Source organism: Mycolicibacterium peregrinum, from assembly GCF_001665625.1.
GTDB classification, from domain to species: domain Bacteria; phylum Actinomycetota; class Actinomycetes; order Mycobacteriales; family Mycobacteriaceae; genus Mycobacterium; species Mycobacterium peregrinum_B.
Genome location: NZ_LZSY01000031.1, coordinates 1 through 16,279, shown reverse-complemented (window position 1 = coordinate 16,279; position 16,279 = coordinate 1). Strand labels below are relative to the sequence as shown.

The 16,279-nt window shown below is 62.7% G+C and carries 17 protein-coding genes and 1 pseudogene; 8 read left to right on the top strand and 10 right to left on the bottom strand.

Annotation, left to right across the window (positions count from 1 at the left end; all coding sequences use genetic code 11):
* Nucleotides 1-276 precede the first annotated feature (276 nt).
* From A5779_RS05060 to A5779_RS05045, 3 genes and pseudogenes are all read right to left on the bottom strand, one after another.
* Nucleotides 277-795 carry a hypothetical protein gene (locus A5779_RS05060; RefSeq protein WP_207549028.1) on the bottom strand — a complete coding sequence of 173 codons (519 nt, stop codon included), beginning with the start codon at nucleotides 793-795 and terminating at the stop codon, nucleotides 277-279.
* An 820-nt stretch (nucleotides 796-1,615) separates the two neighbouring features.
* Nucleotides 1,616-2,131, bottom strand: a pseudogene (locus A5779_RS05050) (IS3 family transposase); the annotation flags it as partial.
* Between the two features lie 73 nt (nucleotides 2,132-2,204).
* Entirely contained in the window at nucleotides 2,205-2,444 is a 240-nt protein-coding gene (locus tag A5779_RS05045) for a hypothetical protein (protein WP_131811574.1), read from the bottom strand.
* Between the two features lie 554 nt (nucleotides 2,445-2,998).
* Between A5779_RS05045 and A5779_RS34385 the strand changes: the two genes are divergently transcribed.
* Nucleotides 2,999-3,217 carry a helix-turn-helix domain-containing protein gene (locus A5779_RS34385; RefSeq protein ID WP_064879604.1) on the top strand — a complete coding sequence of 73 codons (219 nt, stop codon included), beginning with the start codon at nucleotides 2,999-3,001 and terminating at the stop codon, nucleotides 3,215-3,217.
* A 184-nt stretch (nucleotides 3,218-3,401) separates the two neighbouring features.
* On the opposite strand, the gene A5779_RS05035 is transcribed toward A5779_RS34385, so the two are convergent.
* A complete protein-coding gene (locus tag A5779_RS05035) occupies nucleotides 3,402-3,911 on the bottom strand; it encodes a hypothetical protein (RefSeq protein ID WP_131811573.1) in 510 nt (169 codons plus the stop codon).
* A 204-nt stretch (nucleotides 3,912-4,115) separates the two neighbouring features.
* Complete coding sequence (locus A5779_RS05030; RefSeq protein WP_330220054.1) at nucleotides 4,116-4,871, bottom strand: LmeA family phospholipid-binding protein; 756 nt, start codon at nucleotides 4,869-4,871, stop codon at nucleotides 4,116-4,118.
* Between the two features lie 620 nt (nucleotides 4,872-5,491).
* Here A5779_RS05030 and A5779_RS05025 point away from each other — a divergent pair.
* Together A5779_RS05025 and A5779_RS05020 are read left to right on the top strand one after the other, a co-directional pair.
* Nucleotides 5,492-6,697 (top strand): DUF7373 family lipoprotein, encoded by a 1,206-nt coding sequence (locus tag A5779_RS05025; RefSeq protein ID WP_131811572.1) that lies wholly within the window; start codon nucleotides 5,492-5,494, stop codon nucleotides 6,695-6,697.
* 279 nt (nucleotides 6,698-6,976) lie between these two features.
* Complete coding sequence (locus A5779_RS05020) at nucleotides 6,977-7,264, top strand: hypothetical protein (RefSeq protein ID WP_131811571.1); 288 nt, start codon at nucleotides 6,977-6,979, stop codon at nucleotides 7,262-7,264.
* Between the two features lie 599 nt (nucleotides 7,265-7,863).
* Here the strand turns inward: A5779_RS05020 and A5779_RS34235 are convergent.
* The gene (locus tag A5779_RS34235; protein ID WP_064879590.1) at nucleotides 7,864-9,003 is read right to left on the bottom strand and encodes a DUF7161 family protein; all 1,140 of its coding nucleotides are present in this window, start codon (nucleotides 9,001-9,003) and stop codon (nucleotides 7,864-7,866) included.
* 1,859 nt (nucleotides 9,004-10,862) lie between these two features.
* The gene (locus A5779_RS05000; protein ID WP_165609742.1) at nucleotides 10,863-11,276 is read right to left on the bottom strand and encodes a hypothetical protein; all 414 of its coding nucleotides are present in this window, start codon (nucleotides 11,274-11,276) and stop codon (nucleotides 10,863-10,865) included.
* A 234-nt stretch (nucleotides 11,277-11,510) separates the two neighbouring features.
* Here A5779_RS05000 and A5779_RS04995 point away from each other — a divergent pair, with 234 nt between their 5' ends.
* From A5779_RS04995 to A5779_RS04980, 4 genes are all read left to right on the top strand, one after another.
* Nucleotides 11,511-11,861 carry a hypothetical protein gene (locus A5779_RS04995; protein WP_064879582.1) on the top strand — a complete coding sequence of 117 codons (351 nt, stop codon included), beginning with the start codon at nucleotides 11,511-11,513 and terminating at the stop codon, nucleotides 11,859-11,861.
* Between the two features lie 355 nt (nucleotides 11,862-12,216).
* Nucleotides 12,217-12,690, top strand: coding sequence for a hypothetical protein (locus tag A5779_RS04990; protein WP_131811570.1), 474 nt, complete (start codon nucleotides 12,217-12,219; stop codon nucleotides 12,688-12,690).
* Nucleotides 12,684-12,998, top strand: coding sequence for a hypothetical protein (locus A5779_RS04985; protein ID WP_064879578.1), 315 nt, complete (start codon nucleotides 12,684-12,686; stop codon nucleotides 12,996-12,998). The genes A5779_RS04990 and A5779_RS04985 overlap by 7 nt, the downstream gene beginning before the upstream one ends.
* A 292-nt stretch (nucleotides 12,999-13,290) precedes the next feature.
* A complete protein-coding gene (locus A5779_RS04980; protein WP_064879576.1) occupies nucleotides 13,291-13,800 on the top strand; it encodes a hypothetical protein in 510 nt (169 codons plus the stop codon).
* A 16-nt stretch (nucleotides 13,801-13,816) separates the two neighbouring features.
* Here the strand turns inward: A5779_RS04980 and A5779_RS34775 are convergent, their stop codons facing one another.
* On the bottom strand, nucleotides 13,817-13,939 hold the full coding sequence (locus tag A5779_RS34775; protein WP_269085835.1) for a hypothetical protein: 123 nt from the start codon (nucleotides 13,937-13,939) through the stop codon (nucleotides 13,817-13,819).
* 17 nt (nucleotides 13,940-13,956) lie between these two features.
* Entirely contained in the window at nucleotides 13,957-14,247 is a 291-nt protein-coding gene (locus A5779_RS04975; protein ID WP_236734654.1) for a lipoprotein LppJ family protein, read from the bottom strand.
* 137 nt (nucleotides 14,248-14,384) lie between these two features.
* Between A5779_RS04975 and A5779_RS34380 the strand changes: the two genes are divergently transcribed.
* On the top strand, nucleotides 14,385-14,654 hold the full coding sequence (locus A5779_RS34380) for a hypothetical protein (RefSeq protein ID WP_236734653.1): 270 nt from the start codon (nucleotides 14,385-14,387) through the stop codon (nucleotides 14,652-14,654).
* On the opposite strand, the gene A5779_RS04965 is transcribed toward A5779_RS34380, so the two are convergent.
* Nucleotides 14,641-16,116 carry an alpha/beta hydrolase gene (locus A5779_RS04965; protein WP_236734652.1) on the bottom strand — a complete coding sequence of 492 codons (1,476 nt, stop codon included), beginning with the start codon at nucleotides 16,114-16,116 and terminating at the stop codon, nucleotides 14,641-14,643. The two genes, A5779_RS34380 and A5779_RS04965, sit on opposite strands and share 14 nt — an antisense overlap.
* Between the last annotated feature and the right edge of the window lie 163 nt (nucleotides 16,117-16,279).

The window sequence follows — 16,279 nt, the reverse complement described above, 5'->3', positions numbered from 1 at the left end:
AGTCAACGACTTCGCCGCGACAACACCGACTCCGAAGTTCGTGATCAAACGACTCCCGAATCAGCAGTCAAAGTCAATCATCGACGGAACAAACAACGCACCAGCCGTGACCGCGAAAGCCAGCGCCCACACCACGGTCAGCCGAACACCCCGCAGCTCCGCAGACGACAGTCGCCGAAGGTAGACGATCAGGCCCACCGCAACCACCGCGCCGCCAACCGCGGCGCCGGCAGCGAAGATGGGCTCCTATGCCCAGTAGTCAAGCGCCGTGACCAGTCACATCCTCCCTGATTGATGGACCGCCATGCCCTCGCGGATTGAACGGTGCACGTACACCGAGCAGGCAGCGAGCGCGGCGGTGGTCGCAAGTTCGGCGACCAGCACGCTGGAGTTGAGCAAAGACCTGTCGCTGACGTCGTCTGGAATGCCTAACGAGTACTTGATGTCGCCGACGAGCAGTGCTGCCCAGACAACCGAAGCCACCGCGGCGGCGAAGGCGACGCCGGCGAACACGCACGCCACAACCGCGGGCCAGCGGCGTCGCGTCGCCGATGCGAGCGCGACCGCACACGCTATCGAGGCGATCAACACGATCCACCCAGGCAAGCTGGTGGCTAGACCGTCGAGCTGTGAGGAGTAGTGGCTGGAGAAGTCCCCTATATAGATCCCCAGGCCATTCCAGCGGAAGGGGCTGCCAAGGTCATCCAGACTGACCCACGGCGGCAGTGTCAGGGCGGCTGACGCGGCGGCCGCGACGCACGCGAGCAGCTTGGCGGTCTTGGACCGATCAATCACAGTGCCCGCTTAATCTTGCTGGAATATCTGGGCGTCACTTCGCTGTTCACCGGAATCGTCCCTCCTCGACCTGCTCGACGCTACGCAAAGCCTCGTCGATCCCGAGGTGGACCGCCGCCAGTGATGCCTTGCCTCATCCACCTGGGCTGCCACATTGGCGCACTGCTCGGACGGCGCGGATCCTGCCATCTGGCGGTTAATAATCTCGTGCACCTCTTCCACGAGAGCATTCAGTTGGTCGAGAAGGAGATGGTTCTCTGCACGCTCGGCTGCGCTGCACGTACGGGACTTCCCGTAGGCGCGCGGAACCTCCAGTGCGGCTTCCGTAAGCCACGCGTCGTTCAATGCAGACTCGTCGTCAGTGGGCAGCCCAGGAACGCCCTGCGCGGCCTCGATCAGCCGCCGCGTGGTGTCAAGGCAGAGTCAATGCCCCGATCGCTGGTTCGCTGAAAATCCACTCAAATTCCTCCTTGCTCGACCTTTGTTCCCCAACTCTCACTGGACGTCCGCCAGCAGCGTTGAGGTAATTGGCGGCCGGGTCGGCCGGGCCTGGCGATAGTCGCAATTGATTCCGCTTCGGTCAGGCCAAACCGACATCACCATCCCGTCGGGACAGCTCGCGCAGGCGCCACCTGCCAGCTGAATACCGTCCGCCGGGCACATTGTCGGCACGAAGGCAGCGCTGACACGGGCTCGTGACGGGTGCACCTGGACACATACTGCGACCACCAACAGAACTGAAGTACCCCGGGTTTTGTTCCAAGATGCGTGTGAGGGCCCGGGAGGGCTGGCTCACGGGGTGTGAGGTGCCGGTGAGGGCGGCCTCGTACTCGGCTGGTGGAACGTAGCCGAGGGCTTCGTGCAGGCGTTCTTGGTTGTACCAGGCCACCCATTAGGCGGTCGCCAGTTCGACGTCGTCGACGCAGCGCCACGGTTTTGCGCGGTGGATTACCTCGGTCTTGTAGGCGGCGTTGACCGCCTCGGCGAGGGCGTTGTCATAGCTATCGCCGCGCGATCCGACCGAGGGCGCGATCCCGAGCTCGGCCAGCCGGTCGGTATAGGTCAGCGATAGGTACTGCGATCCACGGTCGGAATGATGGACCAACTCAGATAGATCCGAATCAGACTGCCACACAGCATGATTGAAAGCCTGTAACGGCAGATCCTCGGTGCGCATCGTCACCGAGACCGCCCAGCCAACGATCTTGCGGGTGCACACGTCGGTGACGAACGCGGTGTAGCAGAACCCCTGCCAGGTCCGCACGTAGGTGATATCGGCAACCCAGAGGCGGTTGCGTGCGGGGGCCTTGAACTGGCGGTTGACCAGGTCGGCCGGAATGTCGAGCCCGGCCCTTGCAGGATCGAGAGGCGCAGGTTTCAGGGATGCCTGGATCACGCGATTCCCTCCATCAGTCCGCGATCAGGCGTGACGCGACGCGGCGCTGATAGCCGATGCCGCGCGCATCGGCGAACAGGTCCACCGGCTCGGGAGCGCCGACACGGGCGGCAGCCGTATGCCGGGCACTGGCGTACGCGCGCGGAAGCAGCGTCGTGATGACGCTCGGCGCGATGCCGGCCAGCTGCGCGGCAATCTCAGCGGGCGTGATGGCACCCGTTGCGCCCATCTTCACGTCGTACGGATCAAGCACCAGGTCGCACCCCACCAGCCCGTGGCGAGCGCTGAGAATCAGAACGCGGCCGCCTGCTGATCGGCAACCCTACGAGTAGCGCGCAGCATCAGCCCAAAATGAGACGACGTGTAGAGCTCAGCGGCCGGCGCACGACGGTCCAGCTTCGCCGCCCCGCACGCGACAACGACGACAGGCCCACCCTTGCCAAACATCGACGGTGCCCTTGCCGCTCAGTGGACGGGGGCCGGGTCGTAACAACCCCGGTGGCCGTCGTTCGAAAAATGTTCCGTCGCCGCGGCGCAACCTCGCGGGCAGCCGCCGAGAGTATTCCGTGAGCCGCCCGAATGCGGGCAAACGCCACGCTGTTGACCGCCATCGTCATCAAGGTGATGAATCGGCAGCGCATCGTCTGCGAACAAGTCCTCATCGCAATCACTTTCGGCGCTTCGCACGCCTTCGGCGTCGGTCAGTCCACTCACGATTCGAGCCCCTTTCGCGTAGTCGTCTCACATCCCGGTTCGTGCAGTGATGATGACTATAAGCTACACAAAACGGTAGCCTATAGTCTACGCGTGGAGATCGACCCACAGCGACTGGCGGAGCTCGGCGCACGTCTACGCAGGCTGCGCGAGGACCGGGCCGAGACCCAGATCAACGTGGCCCAAGCAGTCGGATTGCATCGCACCTACCTGGGCCGGTTGGAGGCCGGAAAGAAGAACATCACGGTGGGCGTGCTCTACCGCCTGGCCGACCACTTCGGGGTGGCCGCCGCCACGCTCCTACCGGACTGACCTGGCGGGGGAGGGGCTACGCCTTCGCTGGGACACGATCGCCGACAGCAGTCGGAAAGGCTCCAGGGGAATTGGCGCGACGAATGTCGGTGCTACGACTGACAAATCAGTGGTCGACAAACGAGGGAACACGGAATCGATCTGGGCCGGGCGTATCGGTCAAATCGGTTTGTACACCAAGGCTTCATCGGCCACCTGCTCCGATCTGCAGCCGCTGGTAGAAGATCTCGCGGTTGTGCTCGCCGAACTGCCCCGCATCAAAACAGACCAACGATCCGTCAGCCGCCCAGCCGATCTGGACGCAATCGACCAGTGGCACCCACGGATAGCGAGCAAGATCGATCTCGCGGAGACGATCATCCTCAACGACATGGTCCACATACTCCATCTGCAGCACACGGACACCCGCGATCTCGATCCACTGTGCAGGCGCGACCGGAGCCGCAATCGCCCCGCTGGCCTCCACCTCGCTGGTCTGCTCGCCACGCTCGGTGCAGGCCAGCTTGTACGCATACCGGCGATCATGATCGACCAGCACCAACCGCTGCGAACCACGCGCATAGGTGCTGACCTGCAGTACATCCGTCACCGCCAGCGCCTGCTGGATAACGAAGTCCGGCGCCTCCGCGCGAGCAACACCCCAGCGGACGAAGTCCTGCAGCGACAGGGCGGTCAAATCGGGTACTGATCCCAACGATCCACTCTCTACCACGGACCCCTCCCTGGTTGCATGAAACGCCCACGCCCACCGTGGATCGAGCCGATGCCCCGGCGCCGCTCCACATCATTCCCGGAAACGCCAGATACACAAGCGCATTCGGAACCGTGGCGCGGTAGACGCACTCATCGGCCGGGCGGCCAAGGCGCACGTGTTCAGAGGCGAATACCGCGGGCTACATCAGAGCTGGCCGAAGCAGGCATCGTTGGAACCGCCGTTGGGGATGGATGCGTTCTGACTGGAGAACTTGCCCACCACGCCAGAGTCGGTCACCACGACGCTGTCGGCGTGCATGCCCAGCGGATAAGCGTCGTTCAACTGAGTCATCAAGACGTCAAGGGCCGACTGCACGGTGTCCTGCTCAAAAAGGCCACTGACGTCGGTCACCTGCAGATCGAGATTCCCGGCGTTCACCACGGGCTTGGCCGTCACCTGGGTACCCCCGAAGGCCGCCATGGTGATGGTCCCCGCGGCCGGGTCGATGCTGACATCAGTGATCAGCGCCCCGACTCCCGGCAAGTTCTCGGCCACCGTGTCCTTGATGCCAGCCGCCGTCCATGTCAGCGTCGCGGTGAGCGATCCGATGGTGCCCTTGGAGTTCTCGGTGCCCTCTAGCCGTATGTCGGACAATGCGACATCGGCAGTCATTCCCTTGGCGGCCTGCACCTGTTTGCCGCCCGTCTCAACCGAGATGTTGGTGTAGTGGCCGGTGACGTGCTGCCACACGAACGGCGGTCTGACGCCAAACGACACCGATGCGTTGTCCTCCACCACGCATTCCGTGACCGCGACCAGCACGGCGCCGGCCTTATGCCGTGCGTACAGTTCGGCACCCGTCAGGGCGATGACCACGAGAGCTACCACGATGGTGGCGATCAGGATGATCAACCGGATGGACCACGACGGTTTAGGCATCACTGCCGGGGGTGTCGACACTTTCGGAATTCTGCCCCATCATTTCCGTACCCGATCCGCAGACCTGTCGTGCCATGAATCGGCGGCCTCGTCAAACTTGTGTAGTGAGGCGTGTTGTCGAGCGCATCTGCAGGCGTCTCCGGATTTGCCCGGTGATGACGCCGACAACCCCGATAACAAGACCAAAACCCATCGCCGCAGACACTGCAGGGTGTATGTGCACTGATCCCAACCGCGTCACGATCACCGTGGCCAGCGAGGCCGCGGCTACGCCTAGAAGTACTGTTCGCGAGAACCTCTACGAATCTCTATCGGGGCACCGCCAGACCACGACATCCGCGCGTACAGGCAGCCGAACACCGCCCATGCCGCTGCAGCAAGAACGCCCAACATTGCGACGCTTTCGTTCATCTGAAACCCCTCGCTTTGGTCGTCAGCCGCCCCTTCAGAGCCCCGTGCGGTCCAATCGATTCTTCCATCCGTCGCCGACGAGTCCGTGAGCTTATTGCGGCGCCTGCGCGAGGACTCCCGAATAGTGCACCGACCTCCTACGCACGCATTTTTCTGTGCGTTGGCCGGCTCGAATCGTCTGTGATACTGACGGCGATCAAAAAAGGCGAGAGCCAGGGGAGAGGTGGGCTGTGCGCAGAATCTGCAGAAGCGCGACAGCATTGCTCGGGACGGCGGTCATCCTGGCCGGCTGCACCTCAGTGCAGCCTGGGCATGCGGTTCCCGACCAGGCTTTGACCGCGAACGCCGACGGTGCCATCGTGGCCCTGCTCGACCCCGGAAACTACCCAACGAAGCCCTCCAACCCAATGGGGGCTGCCGGCGGCCGCGGCAAAATCGTGGAGTCCCAGCGGATGGCCGAATATCTCGTGCTGCCCAGCGATGTCGACAAAGCCATTGCCCGCCAGGGCAATTTGAATGGCCTGGGCACCGCCATACCGCTGCCTGCGGTGGGCCTGATCAATGAGTTCGTGGCCAGCGGAACACAGGAGATCCTCGAGTCGCACCACTACGTGGCCGGCTTCGCCGCGCAACGCTTCGGTCCCACCCGGGCCATGACCGTGATGATCGCCCGATTCCCCGACGAAGCGACGGCCGCCGACGCGGCCACCCAACTGGCCGCCGTCCCGCCCCCGCGCGGCACGCGAATCCCATACCCGATCCCGCGACATCCCGAAGCCCTGGGAGCCACGTTCGATGCCGGCGATGGCGCCCACTATGTAGAGAGCTACACGCCGCACGGCCCATACGTTCTCTACCAGTTCGTCAACTCACAAGAATCAGAAGGTGGGGCCGCCGATCTCGTGGCCGCAACACTGGACCGGCAGGCCCCTCGAATCGACGAGTTCACGCCCACCGACCCCGCAAAGCTGAGCGAACTACCGCTGGACCCCACCGGCCTCTACGCCGGCACGCTTCAACAAGGCAGCGATACGAAAGACTTCACCCAAGGGTCATATGGCCCGCAAGGTGGGTTGTCCTTCGAGGGCAACACCGCGTCCATGGGCACGCTGTACACAGACGCCGGCGTCGACACCGTCGTGCGCGGAGCGACCGTCATCTACCAAACCAAGGACGCCTCATCGGCCCGCGAATTCACCGACGCACTCGACAAAGACGCCGATAGTGACAAGGCGTTCAAACCGATGCCGCCAGTGCTCGGGCTCCCCGAATCCCGTTGCTATGACGGCACAACCGGCAGCAGCGGCCCCAACAACACCGTCTTCCAATGCGTCGCCCGCGTCGGCCGCTACGCGTTCCGGGCCTTCTCCCACCAGAAGACCGATGTCGCCCAACGCACAGCGGCGCAGTATCTGATCCTTAACTCGCGGCGTTGATAGTCACCCCTGGCGATTCGACCGCCCGCGATGGCGCAGCTCAGCGCAGGGAGCGGTCCTGAAATGCAGGCAATTGCGGGCTGATGGGGGATTTTGCGCCGATCAAATCCCGTATCGCTGCAGGCCACAGGCGCGCAGCTCTTGTATCCTCAACCAGGAAGCCATCTGCGAACTCTCACAGGGCCACAGAGCTCTGCCGCGGCGGAACGCACGGGCCGAAAAGCCGTAGGCAGATTGCGATTGGGGAGATCTATGACAACCCTCTACCACACCACCAGCGTGGCGGCCGCCGCGTCGATCCTCGATGCCGGCTTCCAAGACACCACCGAGGTTCACCCACTTCACGGCGAGATCACCGGCGTCTACCTTTGCGAGAAGCCGCTGACTGACGGCATCGGTTTTCCGATCGGTACCCCTGCGGAGAAATACGCTCAGGCCCTGTTAGTCGAATTCGATGACGGCCACGCCCTTGACCAATTCGTCTTGGATCCAGTACCGCCGCAGATATGGCATCTGCCGGCATCGGAGATCAATACTCACGCCACTGTCACACTGCTCAGCTCGTAGCTGTCGGATGAGGAGACACACCCAAACCCTCTACCCAACCGCAGGTCGGCGTGTGGCCTCGGACTCGTGGCGCACCGAGGGCACGCAGCTGCTCGCTGATGCGGTTGACGATGTTGCGCTCCGCGATCTCGGCATGCGGGCGTGTACCAGCCGGTCACCGACCCGGGCCGCCGGCCGGGGACAGCCTGCGCTGGCCACTTGCCTGGGATGAACTGTGCCGTACGAGTCGGCGCGTCTGACGAGGCCCCGCCGAGACGGCCGCCGTGCGACTGCCTTGGATCGCGGTGGCGACATCGGCGGCGCGGGTTGTTGACACAGGCTTGCAGACGCGCTGGAATACGCCTACCCCCCAGGGGGTTCTAAGAGCCTCACAACTCTTTGTGTACGTCGAAGCCGGGTTACCGCCCGGCTTTCGGCGTTTTTGGGGTCGGATACGCCAACCGCTTCAATTCGCTTCTGGTGCGATGTGCCCTATCTCAGCGACCCGCAGCGAAATCGCGATGCACCGTCTGCGAAAACTCTTCCTCGCAGAGGATTTCATCGGCGGCACTGCAATCTCATGGCGGATCGACCACGCGGCGATTCAGAGCTCGGCATGCTCAGAGTGACGAGCGTTCGGAACCGTCCGGCGCCAGGGCCAGCGCGGCGTGGTCGACGAAGACCACACGGTCCACCTCACCCACTGGGTGCACCCGGAGCGTCAACGTGGAATTCGGCGTGTCGTCGACAATCACCACACGAGTGGTGCCGGCCGGCAGGGTAACCGGCACCCCCGCATCATTCCTTGGCAGATCGGTCAGCAGCTCCGCCGTTCGGCCTCGCAGCCCAGTCTGGTCATACCGAATCGGGGTCAGGCTCTCACCGGTCTGGGCATCCTCGTTGGCCCACTTGATGCACCATCGGTCGATGACCACCTGCGCTTCGCCTGCGGTGATTTCTTCATGATCAACATCGTTGTGCCCCAACCTATACCGCCGCAGATACTCGGTAGGGTGCCACTGCAAGTCCCGGCCAAAAGCCTCGTCGGTGGGCCCAGAACTGGTGTGAATGCGCCGGACGATGCCAGACGGATTCTGGCGCGTCCTGTTCGCCGCCAATTTCGCGTAGTAGGTGATGTCGGGCGTGGGGTCGCAGCGCTTGGACCACCGTTCGTGAGCGGCCTGGCCTGACATTCCCGCTGCGGCACCGATTTTGGCCCAGGAGAGGCGATTCTGGCGGGCTCGAACGACCGCTTCGTCGAGCTGGGTTTCACCGGCTCGCACTGCCGCGAGCGCGGCCGCGATCCCGGCCGCTGCGTCAATGGCGTTGATGTGATCGTTCCACCAGACGTCGCGGGCGGCAGGCTCGGTGGTGTCTACGTCGTAAATGTCGTCATCGGCCGCGTAGATCCGGAACACTCTTGGGTTGTGCTGGACGGGGGAGGGTACGCGTGCCCAAAGCTGTTGGCTGAACCAACGGTTCGAGGGCATAACGTCACCGGGGCTGTAGCAGTTGCATACGATCCGCCAGCCGACAACTTCGCCGGCTGGCCGGGTGTGAAAGGCGCCATCGCCGCCGTGCCGGGCGACTGCTTCTTGTCCGAACGATCCGTCGCCGTACTGGTCGACAGCAAGGTGTCCCGTGGGTATGCCAGCCCCGCAGATTCCCAGTGCGCGTTTTCCGTCGACGAACTCAGCCACCAGGAAGCCCTCGTGCCATTCGCTGGCTCGATCGCCGCCGGTGGAGTACTCCCATCCCATGAAGGCATTGGTAGCGCATCGACGTCAGGGTATCCTGATAATCACCAATGTCCATATCAAGATAACCTGATATTTCGTCGCTTATCGGCTAAATCCGTTGTGGGACAGCAATATTCAGCATACCGCTATCGGCCTGTCGGATTCTCGGGCTGTAACTGGCGGCCGTCGAAGTCCACGAAGGAACACGCCGGCCCGGGCTCTGAGGCGGTACATCCGATCGGCACATATGTCGCAATGGAACACCCGGTGAATGGTCCCGCAGCGGCACGCCCTGCTCCCGACCTGATATTTGCCATGCGTCAATGGGTGCCCGTTGCGGCATGACTCTGGCGGCCCGGGTCCCGTCCACCCGCGCCGCGTACGCCTCAATCCCGCTACTTTCGCTCATTTGTTCGAATTATCCCCGCGGCGGGACCGCAGGGCAACCGTCCACGCTGTCACAGTGACGATTCATGTCCGTGACCCCCGTTATCGGCCAATTCGGTTGCGGGACACGCTACTTACTCAATTAGTTCTGGAACGGGTAGCGGGATCGATCTGCGTGCCACAACCCTTCCTCATCCATGATGCGACTGACCGCGGCGTCGTTGCCGTTCCTCGCGTTAACGCTGACCAACTGTAAGCTAGCGTCAAACATGGTGACGATGCTCGCGTTGGACGCCAACCAACATCCAGTCCACTGGTATGCCCGCCCCCGAGCAGTCCCCAGAATGGTGCGATTGCCAGACGGAACCGCACTCCATCGGCTGTAAGTTGACAGTAGCGAGGATGGATTGAGACACCCACCGAACACACCAGGTGAATGGCTGCTTCTCCTCGGCATTTGCGCGGTGTTGTTCTTCCTCGTGATCGTTTTGCCGTGGATTGTCGACAGGTTCGGTAGCCACGGGCCACAGGATGAACACGAACAGCGACTCTTTCAAGAATCGGCCGAGTTCAGGTCTCGTTGGCAGCATGTCCAGTTGTGGCAGGTCCCGTACGCTGAGCTCGCCTGCGAGGCGTCACGTTGTGGGCAGATCATTTCGATTCTCGAGAAGCGGCGCACTGGCCCGATGGCGCGACCTGCCAATGACGAGTTGATCAATCAAATCTCGTGGTACCGCACCACAATGACTACAATTCAGCAAGCCATGGCCTACGTCACCGCACACGGTGGTGAGCCTCAGCTCCCGCCTCACGGGACGGGACTGAACTACCCCCAATACCGCCCCGAGCATCACTGAGACGGTGCGATTGCTGCACCCCATCGACTGCAAATTGACCGTAGCGAGGACGGATTGAGACACCCCCCGAACACACCAGGTGAATGGCTGCTTCTCCTCGGCATTTGTGCGGGCTTAGTCTTCAGCATTTTCGCGTTCTTGTTCTTCCTGCTGATCGTAGGGCCGTGGATTGTCGACAGGTTCGGTAGCCACGGGCCACAGGATGAACACGAACAGCGACTCTTTCAAGAATCGGCCGAGTTCAGGTCTCGTTGGCAGCATGTCCAGTTGTGGCAGGTCCCGTACGCTGAGCTCGCCTGCGAGGCGTCACGTTGTGGGCAGATCATTTCGATTCTCGAGAAGCGGCGCACTGGCCCGATGGCGCGACCTGCCAATGACGAGTTGATCAATCAAATCTCGTGGTACCGCACCACAATGACTACAATTCAGCAAGCCATGGCCTACGTCACCGCACACGGTGGTGAGCCTCAGCTCCCGCCTCACGGGACGGGACTGAACTACCCCCAATAAGTCCAGATTTGCAGAGGCTGCGGGACTGTCCGTATTCGGTGTAAGTGGTGTTCTCGGATTTTTCTTTCGTCAGCGTTCTTCGGCGGAGGCCGCGGGAATCTCGGCGGATCGGGCCGATCAGCATCATCACAGATGACACCACATGCGACACATGGAACAACATCGCTCGGGTTCCAAGCGGGGTAATGGACGCTGCGTGTCCTGCGGCCGCGGGACGTATCGATTACGGCCGCCGAGTGAGACCCAGGACCGCACCAGAGTGAACGTGGTGAGGGAGGGGCTGGCTGACACCAGCGCCCCGGGGTGACGCCCCGCCAATAGTGGCCAGATAGCCCAGGCGAACGCGGTGATTTGCTTTGCCAGTAGTGCGGTCAGATAGACGGTGAGCCGTGCCTTCACGGTGCGTGGCCCCGTGATGAAGTCCTGCCGGTCGTAGTGGCCTCGTTCACGAACTCGTGCGCCGACCTCATTCAGGACTTCGGTGTCGGCGTTGACTGGATAGTGGTCCACCCAGTAGTCGATCCAGCTCACGTCAATCACGCCTGCGAGTAGCCCACCTAATCCATGTGGCGTGCCGGCAAATGCGTACCTCCATCCGGCCTGAAGTCGAGATTGGCGTCATCGGTGAGGGCAGGCCCGCCATATGCTGCTTCATGACAAGGGGCCAGCTGGCAGAAGAAGGAACATGTTGCCGACCGTGATCGAACGAGCCAAGTCCGGCCGAACGCTGGCGGATGAACTCCCGTGAGGAACACAGCCGAAGGAACCTTGGTCATGGTGGGCATCTGGGTTCTTGGCGGTGCGTGGATATTTGTGGTGAAGCCGCAAGTCGCCAACTGGACCGATACGCGCCGGAGAAGGCAGTCGGCAGCGTTCCGATCCCGTTGGCTGCACGTGCCGTTATGGCAGGTCCCACACGATGAGCTTGCAGCAGAGGCAAAGCGGTGCCAAGCCAGTATCACCGCGCTTGAACAGAGCCTCAGCGACCGCCGCGATCCGAGTGCACGAGCCGAGCTAACCGGGCAGATCACGTGGTACCGCAGCGCATTGGCCGCGGTGCAGCAGGCGATGGCCTATCTTGCGGCGCAGGAGCAGTGCCAATGGCCACAGCAACCGCCATATTGACGATGTGTTTCGCCCTGCGTGCAAAGCCATTTCAAACCACTCGCCGCCGCGGCCTACGCCATAGCCGGCCAGGACTAGCCCTACCGTCGTCATCAGCAACTACATCCACAGGGATTCGCAGAACGTGACAACACCGCAGCAATCGACGCAGCCGCCGCTCCCCCACGCTCACCCGATGGACGGGTTTCCCCTGGGTGAGCCCATGTTGTATCTGCGGGCGATCCCCGACCAGAAGGGCCGCCACATTTCCTGCTCGGTTGAAAACGTCTATGACCAGCAACTAGCGGTTATTGCGCCGGCATCCCCCATCCCCGCCTGGCCAACATCTCGAACACACGCCGAGCTCCGCTTCGTCATGACGAGCCCGACCGGTGCCCCACTGCTCTACCTGACCCGGTTGGGAGGACCATTCGGGCAATGGGAGAACCAAATCCTGCAGGTCAACGACGGCTCAGGCCGCGACCTGGGGCGACTTCGGCCAACAGCGCCCGTTGCGCAGTTCTCACATGTCAGCGGATTCACGTTGGGCCTGGAGGTCAACCAGTACTGGCTCGGCGCGACCGAGGTCGCTCAGGGCCCATCGCTGCGCTCACCGCAAAATCCCACCCCGGTCTTCGATCAGAAAGGCGCTCCGATCGCACACATCCACCGCCAGGGACTCAAGCGCGGCGACTGGGGGCGCTACCGAATAATCTTCTCCGACTACCTTTTGGACTGCCCACGAGCACTTCCACACCCATTGCCCTCGTTGCTGGTAGCAGCGGCATTTATCCAGCACCTCTACGAACAGCTCCCCCAAGGAACCTGGCAGGCGATGTTCCCATGGTGAACTCGCCCGACGCTGATGACAGCGGTTACCTCAGCCCGGACGCGCTTGTGGCCCTACGCAATAGCCGACTCTGGGAGGCCCAAGCCCAGCGCTGCTCAGGGCCCGAACGCGACAGCGCACTCCGAATCGCGGCCCAATGGACGGCCACCTTCCAAATGCTCAAAGCCACCACCCCCGGCGACCGCCGGGTAGCCCTGCGCCGCGGCGACCGTGACGTGAACCACAAAGAGACGGCCTACTTGCTCTTTGTTCTGGTGGGGATGCTGGCTGTCGTCATCTACGTCGTCTACTCGCACGTCGCGACCTAACAAAGCAAGATGACCCGACCGCCGACGACGCTGCAACCGGGCAATCAAACTGCTGCCCCGCAGACCAGCGATGTCGTCCTACGATCACTGGAGATCGCAGACGTCCACGGAAGGACACAGGGTGTATCCGCCAGCCGGCTATCCACATCAGGGCCCGCACAACCCGTACGGCCATCCGCCCTACCCACCTCAACAGCACCTCCCTCCGTACCCGGCGCCCATGCCCGCACCACCATGGGCGCCACCAGGAACCCCGCCACAGACCACTCCCACTAAGCCACGTCGTTGGGGCGTGATTGCTGCCGCCGCGTTCGGAGTTGTGACGATGTTGTTGATCTTCGCCGGCTTCAACGCGATCAGTGACGAACCCGGCCAATACTTCACCAACGGAGAGCAGATCACCCCCTCTGCCGATGAGTACATCGTTTTCATCAGCGACAAGGACCTCGCCGGCCAGGACCCAAGTACCGTGCACTGCACGGCCACCACAGCCTCTAGTGAGCGACTTACCCTGTCCCCGCCAGCTGAATCTGCCACCGTGTCTCGATCCCGGCGGCCCGTCATCATCTACCGTCCCGTCGCCGAACTGCCCACGGACCGAGGCAGTTTGACCGTGAAATGTACCGGGACCGACGCGCGACGCCTACTGCTGACCACGGCAGCCACCTGGAGCGGGGTGATGCTGTTCTTCGCCGGCTACGCGATCTTCATGGCTGTTCTGATTGGATTCGTGATCATCTCACGCCGCCGCTACTTTCGACGTTATCCGCGAATCTCGGGCCCGACGCAGTGGCAGGGCTGACTGGCAGGAACGAGGCCTAGCCCAGGTCGATGTGTTCGTTACCGCCGGCGGTCTCTTTGGTTGTGGTCACGTCCTGGCACTGGCCGAGGAGTTCGAGACCGCGGTTGGTGTCGCTGACGCTTTGCGGCCAGAAAGTCACACCGACGCCGTTCTTTGTCAGTGCTGTGCCATGTGTGTGAGCAGCCGGATCAGTTGTCCACCCTTTGGTTTGAAGATGTTGGACCACTGGTCGACCTCGGCGGCCGACGCCTCAAGGCTTGGCGCAACTGGATAGGAAACCCTCATCCGACCACGGAAAGGCGCCTCCCCCTGATCATTACATGAGGAACGCCAGAATATCGCCTTGGAAACCAACAGATTGAGAATGCTGACAATGTCTCTGGCAGCATCGAGGACTTGAGCCTTGACCTGCTCCGGAGAGATCGGGTTCGATACGCCATCGTTCATGATTCCACTCACTACTCCACATCCAGACACGACAGCCGCGGCCATTGCCGCAGAGACCATCGCCCTCGTCGTCGTATATGTGTTGCGCATCTTCGTGTTTGGTTTCCCATTTCCGTGTCTCGCCAATTCTAATGCCGGTGCCCAGAAGTGCCCGGACGCCACGTTTCGGGGTCGCTGAGCACCGGAATGTCCGGCAGGAATGGGAGAGAGGTGCGGTGTGGGGCGGTCATGCCGTGCCGCTGGAGATCTTCGCCGTGGCCAGAGACGATATCGCCCAAGGCGTACAACGACTCCCCGCCCTGTGTGTAGTACTGGCTGTGGTCGCTGAACGGATTCGTCAGACCGGGCACTTCAGCCTTGAAGCGGACGGAGCCGTAGCCGTCCAGCGCGGGGTCATCGCCAAGTGAAACTCCCCACCCAGTTCCCGGCACCGGACCTGCGGGAGGCACCAAGTTGCATAACGGGGTCGCTGGATGCAGCCCCGACGTAGAGATGCCCACCCTCGTTGAGGTGGAAGTCGGCGGCACTGTGTGCCATGTCGGTACCCGGGCTGCCGACCAACACCACGTCATCGGTGTGCATGCCATAGCCGGCCGCGGCATCGGCCACCGTGGTCGAACCGTACGAGTGCCCGAGCACCGTCATGTGCCCCGCGCCCTCATGGGTCACGTTGAGCGCGTTGACATCTGAAGCCAACAGCTGGCCACCTTGATGCGCCAGGCCAGTTGTGCCGATCCGCGGGTCGATGGGGCTGTCGGGTGCGTCGTAACCCATCCATGCCACCACCGAGGTGGAATGGGCCGGATCCGCCGCCTTCGCCTCGTTGTACAGGGTCACCGCGTCATCGCCACCCATCCAACCCGAACCCACACTGTTGCCGGTGCCCGGCACGACGACGGCCGTGTTGTCCGCCTGGTCGGGATTGCCGATCGTGATGGCTGCGCGCCCGTCTCCCTTGAACGCCTCAGGCTCGCACACCTGCAGGAGCGTCAGGGCATCGGTTCTCTCCGCGGTCTGGGCCAAAGCGTCCCTGGTCTTGAGAGCGTCGTTGTATCGGTCCATCATCGGCCCGGCCATCCCGTAGAGCTCAGGGTGGGCCAGGACTTCATCCTTCGTCACCCCGCGGGCTGCGGCCACCTCATCCGGGCGGTCGATATCCCGCTGCATGATCGTGGTGTTTGCCATGCTCCGGTCCGCGACGGGAATTCCGCGTCGAGCTTGCCCGACTTTGTCGGGCCAATCACGCAGCAGCTGGGCCTTCTTGTCTGGGGGTAACGAGTCCCACCACTGCTTTACTTCCTTGGCGTCCTTCCCAACTGGAATTTCAGCTCCGGTGTCATAGCCAGGAGTTTGTGGCACATCCAACGGCAGCACTGGAGCATCTTTCGGATACTCCATCGCCCGGATACCGGTCGCCAATGCGGTTGCGCGATGCTGGGAGGACTGCACCACGTCCATCGCCTGCGCCACCTGAGCCCGCAGGTCCATGAGGATAATCCGTTGGCTGGACGCGCTCTTCGCCGCGGGCGCCATCTTGCTGATCGCTCGTGTGGCCGCGGCGATCTGGTCCAGGCGAGTGGCACCGGCCTGGGTCACCGCGCTGGCGGTCATGAGGTGGCCGGCCAGCCTCGAATCGCTACTTGCCGACGTCGTCAGCGGCGGAACTGATCCGTCGGCCATCGCCTGATAGGACCGGACCCCCACGCCTGAGAGGTCAGTAGTTCGGGCCCTAGCGGTCGACACCGACTGCGCTGCGCTGGTGATGTGGCCCGAGGTTTCGGGCACATCCACCGCCTGGCCGCTGCCAAACAGGGAACGCGCACGCGCGATGACTGCCTCCGCGCTGGCGCAGGCCTGACTGAGTGACATGCAGCCAAGTATGCGGCACACCATCCGACCCGCGGAACGGATGTTTCTCTCATCCTGCTCGACATAGCCTGGCGCGGAAATCCACAGCTCTGATATGGCGGTGTTGATTGTCAAGTGGGCAGGGTGAAGCGGCGTGCCGCAACCGCCGCGGCGGCCCGCCGCT